Consider the following 15,522-nt stretch of genomic DNA (forward strand, 5'->3'; position numbering starts at 1 on the left):
TTAGGGGGTGTCCACTTGTCCGGCACGGTCGGGAGTTTATCCGACCAAGAGAATGCCGCAATAACAAAGGGGAAGACGATGCACGTAATCATAGAATGTTTGGAAATCACACGACACGGCCAACCCAAAGGACGTATCGTTATCAACCTCGAAGCCATCATCAATATCCGCGAAGAAACGATAATTGGCGAACTCAAAGGATGCAGGATTACGACCAAGGAACTCTCAATAGACCTGATAGCGGCTGAAACCTATGGCGCTTCAGCTTCGTATTCAGATAGCGTCTTGGTTGCAGGCAGCATCAAGGAATTCTTCGAGCGCATTGAAGCAGCGCAAGCCCAATGTGGGAACTGAGCAAGACTGTCCCGGCCAATAGCCTCCGGGGCACCCAAGAGTCATCAACCCAGAATTTCCGTCCGTATAAGTCTAATTTCAGGCTGCGGCACAATTTGGTTTGACGTCCCGCAAAACTCCGCCCTAACTGGCGAAAAGACACCGATAAAGGGCTGAAATTGGCAGGTTAAGACGATGGCAAACGCACCTACACAAAGCGGGGTAGACAAAGCCCCCCACCCCCAAGGGCAGACAACCCGCCGTGTTCGGGTCAAACTCGATACCGTGACTGACGCCCGAAAAGAAATGTCGAAGCTGTACCGCGAAGCACGCGCGGGCAAGATCGACATTGCAGATGCCTCCAAGTTGGCAAACATTCTCATGCTGATAGGGCGAATGATCGAAGGCAGCGACTTCGAACGGCGTTTAGAGGCCCTAGAAGCCGCAGAACACATATGACCCGTACCGCCCTATCCCGGCTAAAGCGCCTTGAAGCCCAGCGCCACGCACCCCCTACAACGCGTCACCATGTGGTTCGCTTCTCGCCTGCCGGTGTTTTGCTGGATGACCTGCCCAAGGGCACTTTCATGGCCGTCACAGACCACGGGACAGACACGGAATGGGAAGACTGCCTTGCCGAACAGCAACGAAGTCTTACTACGCCCAACGCGGGCAAGTGACCGAAGACGTTTAGCGCGGGCAGATGCTACCCGCAGACGGGGAAATATCAGTCACCGGACTTGTGCCGCCCCAGCGACGCAGATTGCCGCCCAAGAAAGACACAAGGAACGTTCGCACGCCCGCATACCCGCCGTAGCTGTTGGTCGCGTTGATAGTCACGCAAACGCCTGTTTGACCTTGAAGTGCGGCTTCAATCGCAAAAGGTTCCGACACGTTGTGTAGTCGCATTGACTGCGGGTCCAACAAACTTTGTTGCACCGTAGAAACGGCGGTTTCTTTGTACCAGTTTGGCGTGCGGTCAACCGGGTTGGATACCGTAGGAGTGACGTTGCACGCGGCAACGCCCAGTGCCGTGAATGCGACAAGTATAGGGGAAGTACGTCTCATGGAAGCCTCACAAAAATATCTGAATTTTAGATAACTGGTTTTCAGATATAGGTGAAGTGCCCATTCGAAGCAAGGATGGGCGTACGTGGAGAAAACACTTACTTCAAAAGCACATGCCAAGTTGGTTCGCATGTTGATCGACAAGCGGGAGGCCGCAGGGATGACACAAACGGAGTTGGCGAACCGGCTGGGGGAGTATCAGTCATTTGTCGCACGTTTGGAGAGTGGTCAAAGGCGTATTGACGTCGTAGAGTTGATCGAAATCGGAAAGGCACTTGGCTTTGAAGCCTCCGAATTTGTCAAGACAGTAGCGGAACCAGATAGTTGAATTACATTGAAAGCGTGGAAATAGAGGGCTTTTGGGGGCGGAAGAACGTCTCGCTAAAGCTTCAAGAGGATTTGAACTTTCTCATTGGCCCAAACGGAAGTGGCAAAACAACAATCATCAACCTGATTTCAGCAGTCTTGCGAGCGGATATTCCCGCCCTGTATTCTGTTCAATTTGAGAAAGTGACGGTTCGGCTTAAAGCAATTGGAGCAAATCGAAAGCCTGTCATTGAGGTGGCAAAGGTTGTTGATAAAAAAATGGGCAGCTTTGAACTGCGATACACAGTCAAGGAGAAGTCCAGTGACAAAGGGCGAACGTACGGTGTCGAAGGCCCATACGACGAAAGGATATACAGAGACTACCGCTACAATCGCCCACGTAGGTACATGGAAGAAGGCGCTAGGCTAAGTAGCATTCTGTCCAATTTGGTAGAAGTAAACTGGTTGTCGATCCATCGCTCAAACTCAGAAATGGAGCGAAGGAACCGTCGTGAAGAAGGCTATGAATCCTCCATAGACCAGAAACTGCATGATATTTCACAAGCGTTCTCGCAATACTTTTCTCTACTCAGTTCGAAGGCCGAATCTGAAAGTAAGAATTTTCAAGAACATGTCTTCTTGTCGCTCTTGGAACAAAACCACTCAGGTGGTGAAGTGCTAAAGCAGGTTATAGCAGAACCCGAAGACAAGAGCACAGTCGTAGGGGTTCTACGTGACTTGGGCGTTAGCAACACCAAGGCGACAAAGAGTGTGAACACACACTATTCTAGGCTGGACGATGCCAAAAAGCGATGGGCGGACGAAGACGCGTTCAAACTTGAAGATGCAATTACATTGTCGGACGCCCGTCGCGTAAGTGAGATGATCAATGAGTGGCGAGACCTTCAATCGAAGCGGCTTGCCATCTTCGAGCCGCGCATAAAATTCGAAAAAATCATAAATAGCCTACTATCGGGAAAAGAGCTTCACTTTGATGCCCGCAACAATCCCAAGGTACATCTTGCCTCAGGGGATACAGTTGACATTGATGTGTTTTCGTCCGGTGAGAAGCAACTGTTCATCCTGTTGGGTGAAGCCCTTCTTCAAGAAGAAAAGCCTGTGATTTTTATCTCTGATGAACCAGAGCTTTCACTACATGTAAGCTGGCAAAGCTCGTTGTTTGAAAACATCCGAAGTCTAAATGGCTCTTGCCAGATAATTTCCGCTACGCATTCGCCCGATATTGTAGGGGCATTTCAAGATCGAGTAATTCAAATTGAGCAGTGCATTTCGGATGTTCACCAGAACTAATTTAGGAATTGAGAACGAGCATCTTTTTCATGGCGTGGATTTTGTTGTCTATTGCGAAGGCAAAGAGATTGAAGGAGAAGGCTCGTCGTTGGACGAAGTGTTTTGGGAGCGTGTTTTTCGGGAAAACGGCAAATCGGTCCACTGCAAAAGTATGGGCGGGAAATCTGTGGTGCGGCCCCTAGCTGAAAGAGTTGTAGCGGAAGGCATACGCAATGTCATTGTGGCTATGGACCGTGACTACGACGATTTACGTGGCCTAGCCATAGACCATCCACAGGTGTTCTACACCTTTGGATACAGTTGGGAATCGGACGTGGTGTTAGATTTCCAGTTCTCACCAGCGCTGTCACTTTTTGCAACAACCACTCGAAGGCAAACAATACGAGCGGAGTTCGTAACCTTCCGAGACGGCTTGTCGCAAGGGCTAAGGCGAATTTGCGCACTGGACTATAAGTACATCGGCCATCATGAGAAACTGTTTGATCGTCAAAAACCTATGTCGATAATAGCAACGCCCGGTAGCAGCGAACCCTTCGTTAGGGCTTCATCCATGCTGAAAAAAGCCAAGACTCTAGGGCACTTTCAGACCGCGCCGCTTCCGACTGAGCAATACAATACGCTTTGTGGCGTTAAGTCGTTCTTTGGCAAGGTGGTTGCCCGTCTGGTATTTCATTGGTTTGCTTACCGAACGAAGCGCATCACCGGGTCACGAAAGGTAGTCTATGAGGCATTCATGGACGTTCTAACCAACACGCTTGATGTCACCAGTGGAGGTCGCCCAAGAAACGACTACTATGCTAACGCGATTGCAAGGCTCTGAGCTATCGGCTTTGGCTTCTTTTGTCACTCCGACGGTGAGTTTCACCATCAAACGCAAACCTTCTGGCAGGACGCAGCTTCTGCCATACAAAACAGTGGCAAACGGGGCCAGAAAAACGAATGAGAGTTACTGACCCGCGCAATGGCAAGCAAGCACCACTAGACGTCGATTTGGCACAACGCTGGGCAAAAGAGTTCTCCGCGTGGTCGGGTCAAGAGTGTGAACATGAGCGGCAGGAACTGCGACGCGGTCTGAACAAAGGCGGTGCGCCTGTTGTCCGTATGCAGTGTTTGGACTGCGGCCTTCGCGTCGGAAACCCTGTTAAGCGTCCACCCAACGCCGATGAACTGCCTGAATTCGACGACGCTATGCGCGACGCCTACGACGCAATGCGAACCGCAGAGAAAGAAAAGATCGACCAAAGATACGTCGAAATTCAGTTGCGGCGGTGGCGGGCGAAAGAGCAAGGCGATAGCTACTATCGTCAAGCCCATGATGCGTACATAGCTTCGCCCGAATGGCGCGACCTTCGCAAACGCGTCATGGACCGTGCGAACGGGCTTTGTGAGGGTTGCAGGCTTTCCCCTGCGAGGGAAGTGCATCACCTAAGCTATGAGCATTGGGGGCATGAATTCCTGTTTGAACTTGTTGCCTTGTGCGGCGACTGCCACGACCGCATTCATGCGAAAGGCGACCACGAAGCCTTGGTGGCCGCTTGCAGCAGTTGCCTTCACGCTAGCCGGGGCCACTACTGCCGCCTCTACGACGTTCCGATGGTTACGGCTCTGGAGGCCGAAGAACTATGTTCCTTCGAACGCGTCGGCTACGAGGAAACGTTTTAGTTTACGATCTGCGATCACGCTTTCGTGAGCGCAAAGTACCGGTTTCTAGGCAGGTTTTGTGCGTGGGTACTTCGTGGGTAGAATTGGCAGATCGCCAAATTATCCAATAAAATCAGCGGGTAATGGCGGAGACGAAGGGAGCTTACGCGAGTGTTAATTTGTGTTATATTTTACAATATCTTAAAGATCGTCATCATAATTAGTGTAGCATATAATTGTAGCAAATATTCCCGCAATCACCCATCACTTTGATATATTCGAGCCTATTACAGTCATTCGGTTACGGGTTTCGCGATCAATGTGCCATTTCACACGAACATCCAAATGTTACAATCAGCTCCCCCCACGATTCATGAAATGTTTGCGCTCTGCCAATGCTATCCACACCAACAGATAACCATATACGAGAGCCGAACCTACTATACCTTCAGCGAAGATGTTTCCGAAATTAATAACGAAGACGGTCCAAAAGGTATTCCAAGCTGACGACGCGACGATAGATACACCAATAAAATTGATGGTCGGCATCTTAATTTCAGCTAAACGCAAACAGGCAATAGAAGCTAAGTGTGGATGCCAGAAGCTTGAAAGCGCCAATGCCAGCGGCCTCACTTTAGCCTTGTTGCTTCCGACTGCATCCCTCGACGAAAAGCGTGAGAGAAGCGCCCCCCCAAACTTAAAAGTTACAATTTGGCCTGCAATGCCGCCAACAGTAACTATCAACCAAACTTCTAAGATCAACGCATAGTCTGATGATGCTCCATGCATCGCGGCCAATATAGCAACCGAGCCAGGGAAGTATGCATTAGCAACAGCGATGTTCTCCAAGAATGACAATACACCCACAAGCAACAGGCCATTGGTTGCAAGCCATGAGGAAAGAGCTTCAAAGGCAACAACTTTACTGGGCAGGACTGAAAAATAAGATAAAAGGTCTACGATGCTGATGAGCAAAAGAATGCTGATTGGTGTCGCTGATGGCCTCACTTCTAAGCAACTGCAATCGAGAAAACACCAAGAAACATTGCTAATCGTGTAGACCTCAACCCCTTTTCCTCATTTGAGAGATACAAGCATGCAGACACCGCTAATGAAATCAGCGCAAGGTAAAGCACTAGTATTGATACAGGATTATGTAATAATACTTGGCCAGCCATAAGACTGCCAAACATGCCCAACCATCCTACGGTTCTAGCATTTTGCTCACCCAGAACATGCGCCACCGTTTTTAAACCAAAAGCGCGGTCGCCGCTTGCATCGAGTGTGTCCAGTAGGATTTCTCTGAACACTATAAAGAAAAATACAATTGATACTAAATCTGGTTGCACACTGGCTTCGGATGCAGCAGCTGCAAACCCAAACGGCACTATGCATAGCAATGCGGTATAGACCCCTTTGAACAAGGGGAACTTTTTTGAGAAAGCCGAATAGAATACAAGTGCCGCAGCGGTGAGAATAGACGCAACGACAGCGGCTATACCTAAAAATCCAGACACAAACACCACAAACGCAAACAGACAAATGGCGAACAATGCAGCTACTTTAGCGGGAAGCTTTCCTGTTGTGATCGGCCGCGACTTCTGCGCTATTTTGTCTTTTTGGCGATCAGAAATATCGTTTGAAATAAACCCAGCCATCGTCAACATCGTCATGCAAACAGCCACCAAGGCTGCAAGCAAAAAGCCGCCGCTATCAGCCACAAAGACCGTGGTTCCCGCAGCAAACCCTGCGATCCAACTCACGCCCAATCTGCCACTCTTTATGCAATCGAGGAAATATTCTAGCGTCCGCACTGGCAGCACTCGATTCAAGTTCACCACAACGGCTTCCTTTGAGTATTTTTCGTTAGACATCACTTTAACACTTGTCGGTTCACCATTGAAGGCAGTTTCCACTCTCATTCACATTTTAGGAGCATCGTCTGGCTACTGGGCTACCCCAGCTTCCGATTTGAGCCTCTCCACACTACCACGGCCAGTAAATGTTCCAATTAGTGCTAACAGGGAGATAAACGTCACAACGAAACCCGCGTTTGCCAGGTTGCGGCCCAGCCCTAATACAGCTGCTTTAGTCACGGCGTCGGCAGATGTTACATTAAAGAGAACCAACACGAACAGGAAGAGTAAGGCTACCACGATAAGTGAATTTGCCGTTAGAAGCAAAAACAGGCAATGACCTCTTAGCAAGTAATTTGTGGGTACATAAAGCTTACGGAAGAAGTCGGCCAGATCAAGACCCAGGGTGTCCTTTGCAAGGCGCAAGAGACCTACAGCGAAGCCCACCTGTGCAAGTAAGGCCAATACTAAGTCAGAAACATTAGCCTCGGCACTGAACCAATCTTTGCTAGTTGCACCGCTTGTAACGGGAACGACAAAACCCCAAATGATTGTTACGGGCAATACGCACCCATAAGCAAAGGCAAACAGAAAGCCGATGCGACCCGCCTTGATGTGCTTTGGAAAGTGCAGCCATGCTACCACAAAAGCGGCCACAACAATTGCTGTAGGGACGTAGTAAAAATCGTCAAATGCCGACAGCATCGTTAGACCTAAGACGGGAAAAATCACTGACGACCAATTTGATCCCAAAAGGAAAAACTCTGCATGGCTGTCATAAAAATCTTGATACTTGTTTGCGACGATACCGCTATACATCATCGCAACTCTTGCAACACCCGTCGCCAGTGTTAACGCAAAAGCAATCCCTATAAATTTAGCAATCGGCGCGTCGACAACGACTGGTGTAAGGACTGCGGCAGAGATAAGCGTCACTACTAACACCAACGTGTATAGCTGCAAGCGAACACTTCGTTCAATGAACCTCCAGAACAAGAAGTCGAAATAGAAGGTGCTTAGCACTATGATAACTATGGCAAGTTTGATGGTAGTGGGGTCTCCAGACAAAGGCATCGCCGCATACAGCCCCATTGAAAATGCGGACAACATAAACACGACTGATGGAATAAAGACCTGGTTCAAAAAACCTAAGTGTATCAAGTCCAGTTCTGACAGATTAAAACTGGCCGAGGAAGCCGAACCAGTACGCCCCTTGGCTGGGTCCGTGGTTTTCGATTTAGTGATATAAGCAAGGATAAAATACCCTATCGACGGAAGGCTTAGACAGAAATGGATCATTAATCCATTTAATACGGATGAGAACCGATTGAGGTCTGTCTCGACCATAATAAGCGTGAAAACCGATGCTCCAACCATCAAGAAAAGAACAGAAGGCGCGGCAATCAAAATAATCTTTGTCGTAGCATCTGTCCGCCTAGGAGATGCCAAAATCTGCCACGCTCCCACAAACACCACTAAGTAAATTGGTGTGGCTGCTAAGCGTCCAATATCGAGCCTACGCAGGCTATCCATCAAATAAACGACATGATGGTCCAGTACGGTAAGTTCACTCAAGGCAACTATCAGACCTGTAGCCCAACTGAGGAGCCCAACGACACCTAAGAAAATCGCACGTCCCAGCTGTTCCAAAAAGTTTTTTAGCAATTTAACGACCATAAAAAATGAGTTAGACTTGGGGACAGCTTAAACATCTTCCACAATATCTGCTAGACCTATGAAATAGGTGATTTAGTCAACCTCATGGGCCGATCAGTTCCACTGAAATTCAGTCAGATATTCTGGGTATTAGGCCTGCAGGCGTCTGGCAGGGCTGTTTGTCTAGGTGGGCCATTATCATTTGATGCTCCCACTCTTCCTACCCCATTCTTAATGCAGATCAATTAATCACAAACGGTCGGTTTTGAGGTTCTCGATACCACCAGGATTACGTGAAATCCTGGCCCATATAACACTGCCTATGACATTCTCATTACCCCCTATCGAAACACTTACTCCATCCTGTTATGATGAGGTTGAGTTTCGAGAAGGGGAATACATGAAGGTTGGCTACGCTCGTATCAGTACAGATTCACAAACACATGACGCACAGATCGCAGCATTGAAGGCGGCAGGGTGTGAACGGATATTTACTGAGGTTGCGTCTGGATCACGAAAAGATCGTCCTGTGCTGGCAGAAGTCATGACTTACCTGCGTCCGAACTCAGATGACACATTGGTCGTTTATAAGCTGGATCGGGTTGCACGTAGCCTTCCACATCTTATCGAAATCATGGATCACCTGAAGGCCAACGGCATTGAGTTCCAAAGCGTCACTGAGGCCATTGATACCACCACACCTGGTGGACGTTTGTTGTTCCATGTGGTTGCAGCCATCGCAGAATTTGAACGTGATCTGATCCGCGAACGTACTCATGCTGGCCTGAAGGCTGCACGGGAAAAGGGACGTGTTGGTGGGCGGCCTCGTCAGATGACTCAGGAAAAGATTATGGCTGCGAAGGAACTTTTAACAAACGGTACCGCCGTGAGAGACGTAGCAGAAGCCATGGGCGTATCAGTACCGACACTGTACAGGTGGCTACCAGCATCAGCACGTTAAAGACGTTCTGAAAGTGGTTGTGCGCCCGCTAATCTAGACATATCCGTAACGCATGAATGCACCAAAAATCGTTACGGCTTGTAGGCATTGCAATGCTGAACTGTCACCAGAAACACATCGCTCTGATCGGAAATTTTGTTCTGACAAGTGCAAGCAAGCTGACTATCGACGCAGACGGAAGGTCAAAGATAATCCCGTTGAAGCATTGGTACGTGGTAACAATGCCGATCTGATCAGAGAAGTGGCAAGGCTCTATGCTGATACTGGTGTTACCATTGCGGATGTCACTTATGGCAAAGGCGCATTCTGGCGTAAGACCCCGCATCTAAACGTCACGGGATCAGATTTGTTGACCGTACCAGAACGGCCATATGACTTTCGCAATCTTCCTTATCACGACAGTTCTTTTGATATTGTCGTTCTTGATCCACCGTATCTTGTATGGCCTGGCAACCATATGTCTGATGACCGCTACCGCAACGCTGAGACCACCAAGGGCATCGACTACAAGGGCATCCGTCAACTGTACCATGATGGCCTTAAGGAGGCCGCACGGGTCGCCAGGCGGCAGATTTGGGTCAAGTGTAAGGATACAGTAGAAGGACCACGACAACGTTTTTTACACGTCCACCTATTGCAGGATGCAGAAGCTTTGGGGCTACGAGGTCGTGATCTGTTCATTCTGGATGCAACCAGCAGAATGCCAAACAATCACTGGTCCACTCAGAAACATGCACGGAAAACCATGTCGTATCTTTGGGTCTTTGATGTCATCAGTTGATCACGTCTGACGTTCCACTGAACCCTTCTCAGGCACAGCCAAATGGTCGGAGGACTACGACAACCAACTTCACCTGCCTGCGTTCTGATTTGATCACACAGGTGATTATCACCGACGGTCAGGGATCGTAAGTCACGCCATGTCAGGCCATATAGCAGCGCATCAATGATGGTCTTACTGGACAGCCATATCCTACGTCTGCGATGTATCCGCTTGGTGGAGACTTCCGTCTTGGCAGCTTGTACCAGTTCACGAATACGCCGTCGTGGTCTATGGTATGTATCAAAGGCGTAGTCCCACTTCTCTGGTGATCTTTTCCTAAGCTGACAAAGACGTTTCGGTGTCAGGAAACGGTTTTGCCCAGTACGGATACCCTGAAGGTCTAACTCATCGCTTATCTCTTCATATGAAGGTTTCTGACCACCACCACGATAGGTCATGTTGGCTATGACGGATAGAACCTGTGCTTCTCTTTCATCAGCCAAGCGTGTCTTCGTGATTGATCCTTTCTTTGAATGTTTGGCGATGTCAGGAGAACCAAATGCCTGTCCATCCGCCATAAGTCGTGCGATTGCTTTGAACTGCGCTTCACGTTTGGCGTTTGTCAGTTCTTCCACCTTGTGGTGATGATTTAGTTCGATGATGTCATCCACGTTCATCCCAGTGGATGCATCATAGATACGCTTACCTAAGCCTTGCTTCTGTATGAGTTCAAATACTTCAGCCCGTCTGGAAATGCGATCATCACTGGATACCAGAAGAATTTCGGATTGATGACGCTTCAGGTGTCGAAGGCATTTACGCAGACCTGTGGCCATTCGGACTTCTGTATCACAACGACCAGATATGACTTCCTTAACGCTGATGTTGGTAGAATTGGATATGGTAAATTCTGGATAGTGATCCTTAATGCACTCCAGTTGATACTTATAACCATCCTCTGCCTGCTTAGGTGTGCTTACCCTTCGATATAGATTGGCTTTCCCTGCTATGATTGCCTTTCGGATAACGTCTGAGTGCATCACACTACCATATGTAAAACCTTGACTATAGGTAGGGTCACCTCAGCGCATATGGCGCTGGAATTGCATGTATCGGTGGCCTTCAGTCTGGTGGTCATTGGGCAAGGTTTCGTTGGTCTGGTGCATCATGACGCACCACGGTGAACTGGTATTTATGTGATCCGACGATGACATCGCTGACTTGGATGCAAGGTAAGTCCAGAACGGCGTGTGAGACTAAATATGGGTGTAATCCATCAGGAGAAAAACCATGTCAGGAACCCGCAATACCATCCGTAATCTGGACCCCGATCTTGTGACCGAAGCCAAAGTGCATGTCCTTCAGACAGGCCGTCGTACATTGGGGGAATTGGTCACAGATGCAATTGAACTGTTGATAGATCACGAGACCAGTGACGATACTTCCATGGCTGATCCTCACACACCATCGGCGTGATTAAGTACAAGGCAATAATATACCGTGGGGGTGGAATACCCTCTGTGACGAGTTTTGACATCGCATAAATCCCTGTGTGGACACTATCTGGAATCGGACCAGATGGATGGCATCGGTGAATGTGCACCGCGCAGCATCAAGGTAGGAGTATAGGTGCTTCCGTTCAAGGAAAATGGCTGGTTGTTTTGATTTCGTGATCGAACTTATGTTCTTGAAGAATAAACACTTTTCATTCTTCATGAATGAAGTTTCATTCTTCAAGAACGGTTTTGTAAAGCACAGAAGTCCCAATAAAATATGGCCTTCTGGATTCACCCAGTCGGCCACTTTCCTGAAGTGGTTTCATTCGTCACAAATGAAAACTGCCACGCACCATTGAAAACTGTAACATTTGAATCCTGCTCTAACGCCACTGGCGCACGGCTGATGTAAATATACCCCGAATCTGCGACCACTAATTTGAGGACGTATCGTCCAATTTATCGCAATTGCGGTACCAGACGATTGATGACGGCAATAATGTCGGGCTGACGATCTCTTGGATCAGCCACACCATGGTCAATGTGAACCTGATCTACGCATCTTTTGTACAGACGAACTGCAATGAGTATACGGCCTGTCAAACTGTCTGGCCAAGCGATGTCGGCAAAGGCATCAACCAGATACTGTTCCAGCAAGTCTTCGTATTCTGCGACTTCCATGGTGTGGACCTTTCTGCGGTACATCTTGGTGATATCAATCGGCCTCATCCCCATCTGAAAACGGATGTGGTTGCGATGGAGAAGACGTTCGTAAACCTGCTGACGCTGATCACTGGTCGTAAGGGTAGTGGTGGTACTAATGATCAATGTCACCCAAAGCCTCACACAGCCCCTCTGGAAGCCCCTGTAGACCTTCTGACCCACCACGGACCCATATGATCATCAGTGACGCTTTACGACGCTGTACCCATGCTGTCCGTTCATCAGCATACATACGGCACCAGGAATAATAGAAGCTACCACGATACTCATCACGCAGGTTGATAAGGGCTATGTCGATTTCCTGTACCCAGCGTTCTGTGGTGAAGCGGGGTATGGTGTCAGGTGGTAATTTCGGATTTAGGAACGAACCACCATAGCGGCGTATGATCCTTTGTAACCAGTTATGACTGATACGGACCTTCTGCACTTAACTATCTGATGTGGATAGCTGATGACGTGCTTCTGCTTCCATCTCTAAAACCAGTGTCGGGTTCGCAGCCCTCCATGCCACATAAGCCGCATAACCACGCTGGTTAACTTCAGCCCGTTCCGTTGCTGTCATTGCAGCATAGTCGGTTACATCAACATCAGGAAGAAAGCTGAGTTTCACCGCAGTATATGTACTGGTACAGGATTCGACTTCAGCACGACCCAACAGGCGTGTCTCGGCAGCTTCACTGCACAGGAAGTATGATGCGATCAGGGCTAGGGTTTCGGCAGTCATTCAGGCTCCTTAGATGACGGATTTTCCAAAACACGTCATCTAAGGACTATTTTGGAATCATATACGTCATTATATGACGGCTTTAATCCTTATCCGCCATATCAATTGACTGCACAGGGAGATGAATTTCGGTGATGATGACGATCAAGCAACATCCTGAGGCTGATACCTATGGACACCAAGGTCCCCAACAACATTGCCAAACTCCGCAAACAGATGGAGTTATCACAGGATACTTTGGCAGGCCGTCTGGGAATTTCGGTGACCCAACTCTCCAGATTGGAGCGCGGGTTATCATCTCTGACACAGGCGCGGATGAACCAGTTGGCAGAAGTGTTCGCAGTAGAACCACACGATCTGTACCGCAACGCGACATCCAAGGAGCGGCTTGAGTTGAATGTTATGCGTGATGTGATCGTCCAACTGGACGAAATGATAAGCCGTCTGGATGTCAGCCTTACACCACAACAGCGTGGTGATTTAACGGTGGAATTGTACCGACTGGAAGTGGACGGGCTTACCGATGAAGCCCTGACCGATCATGTGGTGAACCTCAAACGCTTCGAAGGTATGGTGAAAGCTCTAGGGAATTGATGATGTCACCAGCTAAATTTTTGACCAATCAACCTGCGGATAGTCCACCCTTACGATCTCATCCTTGAGTTCTTCCACGCCGAACCCGTTACCGTAGATATCAAACGCATCAGTATTACTCCGCGTCCATCCACCCAATGCACGGCCAATCTCGGGGTCGACTCGTCCCTTACGCATCGCATCTCTGAAGTTGTGCCTGAAAGAGTGAAACTTATGGCGCGGACCATGAGTGCCGATGGACTTAAGGTACCTATTCACCTTCTTGCTGAAGTTTGTGGAATAATAACCATCTGCACCACGAGTGATATCACCAAACAGTTTTGACCCAATTGGGCGGGTTCCATGGTATTCAAGTAAACCAAAGTCGATCAGGCGTGGATGGATCGGTACAAAGCGGATCGAACTCCCAGTCTTAACCGACTTATCATCTTCACCAGTGGCGCTGATGTGGGTCACATCAAAGCCCCAGACATTCTCCTCTAACTTGATGTCAGCGGCGTCCAATTGGCAAATCTCGTTTGAACGCATACCATTCCACAAGGCTATCAACGGCACCCAGAACAAGCTGCTATCGCGGTCCTGATCAACATACACACGGCTGGTGAAGATGGTGCTTAGCTGATCATTGCTGAACGCTTCTCTCTTATCTTCTTTGCGCACAGGATCAGCAACTTTGATCTCACCATAGGCCGTAGGCATTCGATCCATCATGCCTTTACGATGGCACCACGCAAGGAACGTCATCAGCCAACGTAGATAGTTGTTCACCCCTGTGGGTGACAGCTTTGCCATCCTTTTGCGTTCAGCAACGTCTGCCAGTTCGTGGAGGGTAAGACGCTCAGCACCAGGAAGCTTCTTGAAGTTCGGCGGAAGCCTCATAATCAGATCACGTACTTCCTCTATCGTTCCCTCACTGATGTCGTTGACAGGTGTAGTGTCTCCAATGATCTGGAACACGACATCAAGATAACCCCTGATGGAGTCCTTAGTCTTTTTCGTTCGATGTTTGTTAGGATTTGCCAGGAACTTCTCCATCATCGTGGTTAAGCTAGGAGTTGGTTCAGGTGGTGCAGCCAGCAGTTCACCGAGACTTACAATAGGATAAGGACGGCCAGTTTGCAGATTAATGATCTGGGGATTTGGGTTTTCGTGAACTGGATACCCCTCTAGCAGTGCCAACTCTGCCCGCTTTGCCTCTGCAAACGCATGACCACAGATTTCTAAGACCTGCTGGTAAGCCCTAGATGATCTAGGGCAGGTAACGCCATTTCTTTGCAACAGACGATGCGCCCGAATACGAAGTGCAGGGTTGTCGTAACCCTCAGCCCTCAGTGAGGCCACTATCGCCTTGTTGCGACTCGCGATCTTATCCACGAAGTCGTCCCAACTTAAGCCACTGCTCTGTTGTTCTACGATCAAAGCATCGGGATCAATGCGGTTGAGAGAATACTCTTCACGCATCAACGCCGTAACCTGCTCATCCGTTAACTCTGTGATCGTTTCACGGATTTCCTCTAGGCGACGGTATACTGCGTTTATCTCACGTCTCTTCTCTTGGGTCTTGGCTGTGGCACGTTGAAGGGCTTCAGATTTTTCTGAAGTATTCAAAGAAACCCAATATTCCTTACGCTTTAGCCTCTTTTGCATCGACTTTGGCACCTGCACACGCACGTACCAACGGCTACCTCGTAGAAAGATTTTAGGAACAGATACACGTGGATTCATGCATCAACTGTAGCAGCCTATTGTAGCAGAGCAAGTTGCAAAAAACCCTATTTTACAGTATCATTCTGAAAAATATGGGTAATTTGTGTTGATGGCGGAGACGAAGGGATTCGAACCCTCGAGACCCTTCCGGGCCTACTCCCTTAGCAGGGGAGCGCCTTCGACCACTCGGCCACGTCTCCGCTGACCCGTTTATCTAGGCTTGGCGGCAGGGACAAGAGGAAAAACGCATCACCATTCACAAAGCTTTCACGTGGGTCGCAGATCTGCGGGTACCGCGACCTGTGGCACGGGTGAAGCCCCCAACAAACAAAAGAAAAGGGTCGCGATAGCGCGACCCCTTTCGATACTTTTATAGCCGAACA

19 protein-coding genes and 1 tRNA gene are annotated in these 15,522 nt (G+C 48.8%); 11 read left to right on the top strand and 9 right to left on the bottom strand.

The window, feature by feature from the left end; translation table 11 throughout:
- Positions 1-78 precede the first annotated feature (78 nt).
- From MHM86_RS07015 to MHM86_RS07025, 3 genes are all read left to right on the top strand, one after another.
- Entirely contained in the window at positions 79-354 is a 276-nt protein-coding gene (locus tag MHM86_RS07015) for a hypothetical protein (protein ID WP_239197397.1), read from the top strand.
- Positions 355-528: 174 nt separating this feature from the next.
- Positions 529-792 carry a hypothetical protein gene (locus MHM86_RS07020; protein ID WP_239197399.1) on the top strand — a complete coding sequence of 88 codons (264 nt, stop codon included), beginning with the start codon at positions 529-531 and terminating at the stop codon, positions 790-792.
- On the top strand, positions 789-1,013 hold the full coding sequence (locus MHM86_RS07025; protein WP_239197401.1) for a hypothetical protein: 225 nt from the start codon (positions 789-791) through the stop codon (positions 1,011-1,013). The genes MHM86_RS07020 and MHM86_RS07025 overlap by 4 nt, the downstream gene beginning before the upstream one ends.
- A 10-nt stretch (positions 1,014-1,023) precedes the next feature.
- Here the strand turns inward: MHM86_RS07025 and MHM86_RS07030 are convergent, their stop codons facing one another.
- Positions 1,024-1,401, bottom strand: coding sequence for a hypothetical protein (locus tag MHM86_RS07030; RefSeq protein ID WP_239197403.1), 378 nt, complete (start codon positions 1,399-1,401; stop codon positions 1,024-1,026).
- 85 nt (positions 1,402-1,486) lie between these two features.
- On the opposite strand from MHM86_RS07030, the gene MHM86_RS07035 reads away from it, so the two are divergent.
- From MHM86_RS07035 to MHM86_RS07050, 4 genes are all read left to right on the top strand, one after another.
- Positions 1,487-1,729: a helix-turn-helix transcriptional regulator gene (locus MHM86_RS07035; protein WP_239197405.1), complete on the top strand. Its 243-nt coding sequence runs from the start codon at positions 1,487-1,489 to the stop codon at positions 1,727-1,729.
- Entirely contained in the window at positions 1,726-3,018 is a 1,293-nt protein-coding gene (locus MHM86_RS07040) for an AAA family ATPase (protein ID WP_239197407.1), read from the top strand. Before MHM86_RS07035 ends, MHM86_RS07040 begins: the two co-directional genes overlap by 4 nt.
- Entirely contained in the window at positions 3,002-3,838 is an 837-nt protein-coding gene (locus MHM86_RS07045) for a DUF4435 domain-containing protein (RefSeq protein ID WP_239197409.1), read from the top strand. Before MHM86_RS07040 ends, MHM86_RS07045 begins: the two co-directional genes overlap by 17 nt.
- Before the next feature lie 119 nt (positions 3,839-3,957).
- Positions 3,958-4,680: an HNH endonuclease gene (locus MHM86_RS07050; protein WP_239197411.1), complete on the top strand. Its 723-nt coding sequence runs from the start codon at positions 3,958-3,960 to the stop codon at positions 4,678-4,680.
- Positions 4,681-5,013: 333 nt separating this feature from the next.
- Here MHM86_RS07050 and MHM86_RS07055 read toward each other — a convergent pair whose 3' ends face one another.
- Genes MHM86_RS07055 through MHM86_RS07065 form a run of 3 tightly spaced genes read right to left on the bottom strand, consistent with a single transcriptional unit; the run spans position 5,014 to position 8,192 of the window.
- Positions 5,014-5,634 carry a hypothetical protein gene (locus MHM86_RS07055; RefSeq protein WP_239197413.1) on the bottom strand — a complete coding sequence of 207 codons (621 nt, stop codon included), beginning with the start codon at positions 5,632-5,634 and terminating at the stop codon, positions 5,014-5,016.
- Positions 5,635-5,669: 35 nt separating this feature from the next.
- Positions 5,670-6,575 (bottom strand): UbiA family prenyltransferase, encoded by a 906-nt coding sequence (locus tag MHM86_RS07060; RefSeq protein WP_239197415.1) that lies wholly within the window; start codon positions 6,573-6,575, stop codon positions 5,670-5,672.
- 30 nt (positions 6,576-6,605) lie between these two features.
- Positions 6,606-8,192, bottom strand: a complete 1,587-nt coding sequence (locus MHM86_RS07065; protein WP_239197416.1) for a hypothetical protein — start codon at positions 8,190-8,192, stop codon at positions 6,606-6,608.
- Positions 8,193-8,571: 379 nt separating this feature from the next.
- On the opposite strand from MHM86_RS07065, the gene MHM86_RS07070 reads away from it, so the two are divergent.
- Together MHM86_RS07070 and MHM86_RS07075 are read left to right on the top strand one after the other, a co-directional pair.
- A complete protein-coding gene (locus MHM86_RS07070; protein WP_239197418.1) occupies positions 8,572-9,132 on the top strand; it encodes a recombinase family protein in 561 nt (186 codons plus the stop codon).
- A gap of 52 nt (positions 9,133-9,184) precedes the next feature.
- A complete protein-coding gene (locus MHM86_RS07075) occupies positions 9,185-9,913 on the top strand; it encodes a hypothetical protein (RefSeq protein WP_239197420.1) in 729 nt (242 codons plus the stop codon).
- On the opposite strand, the gene MHM86_RS07080 is transcribed toward MHM86_RS07075, so the two are convergent.
- The gene (locus tag MHM86_RS07080) at positions 9,856-10,935 is read right to left on the bottom strand and encodes a recombinase family protein (protein WP_239197422.1); all 1,080 of its coding nucleotides are present in this window, start codon (positions 10,933-10,935) and stop codon (positions 9,856-9,858) included. The genes MHM86_RS07075 and MHM86_RS07080 overlap by 58 nt on opposite strands.
- Before the next feature lie 250 nt (positions 10,936-11,185).
- Between MHM86_RS07080 and MHM86_RS07085 the strand changes: the two genes are divergently transcribed.
- Entirely contained in the window at positions 11,186-11,371 is a 186-nt protein-coding gene (locus tag MHM86_RS07085; protein ID WP_239197424.1) for a hypothetical protein, read from the top strand.
- A gap of 479 nt (positions 11,372-11,850) precedes the next feature.
- On the opposite strand, the gene MHM86_RS07090 is transcribed toward MHM86_RS07085, so the two are convergent.
- Together MHM86_RS07090 and MHM86_RS07095 are read right to left on the bottom strand one after the other, a co-directional pair.
- Positions 11,851-12,225, bottom strand: a complete 375-nt coding sequence (locus tag MHM86_RS07090; protein WP_239197426.1) for a hypothetical protein — start codon at positions 12,223-12,225, stop codon at positions 11,851-11,853.
- A gap of 316 nt (positions 12,226-12,541) precedes the next feature.
- On the bottom strand, positions 12,542-12,838 hold the full coding sequence (locus MHM86_RS07095; protein ID WP_239197428.1) for a hypothetical protein: 297 nt from the start codon (positions 12,836-12,838) through the stop codon (positions 12,542-12,544).
- Positions 12,839-13,009: 171 nt separating this feature from the next.
- Between MHM86_RS07095 and MHM86_RS07100 the strand changes: the two genes are divergently transcribed.
- The gene (locus tag MHM86_RS07100; protein ID WP_239197430.1) at positions 13,010-13,432 is read left to right on the top strand and encodes a helix-turn-helix domain-containing protein; all 423 of its coding nucleotides are present in this window, start codon (positions 13,010-13,012) and stop codon (positions 13,430-13,432) included.
- Positions 13,433-13,444: 12 nt separating this feature from the next.
- On the opposite strand, the gene MHM86_RS07105 is transcribed toward MHM86_RS07100, so the two are convergent.
- Positions 13,445-15,157, bottom strand: a complete 1,713-nt coding sequence (locus MHM86_RS07105) for a site-specific integrase (protein WP_239197432.1) — start codon at positions 15,155-15,157, stop codon at positions 13,445-13,447.
- A 92-nt stretch (positions 15,158-15,249) separates the two neighbouring features.
- Positions 15,250-15,339, bottom strand: a tRNA-Ser gene (locus tag MHM86_RS07110).
- Positions 15,340-15,522: the final 183 nt, after the last annotated feature.

Source organism: Thalassobius sp. Cn5-15 (genome assembly GCF_022347685.1).
Lineage (GTDB): Bacteria > Pseudomonadota > Alphaproteobacteria > Rhodobacterales > Rhodobacteraceae > Thalassobius.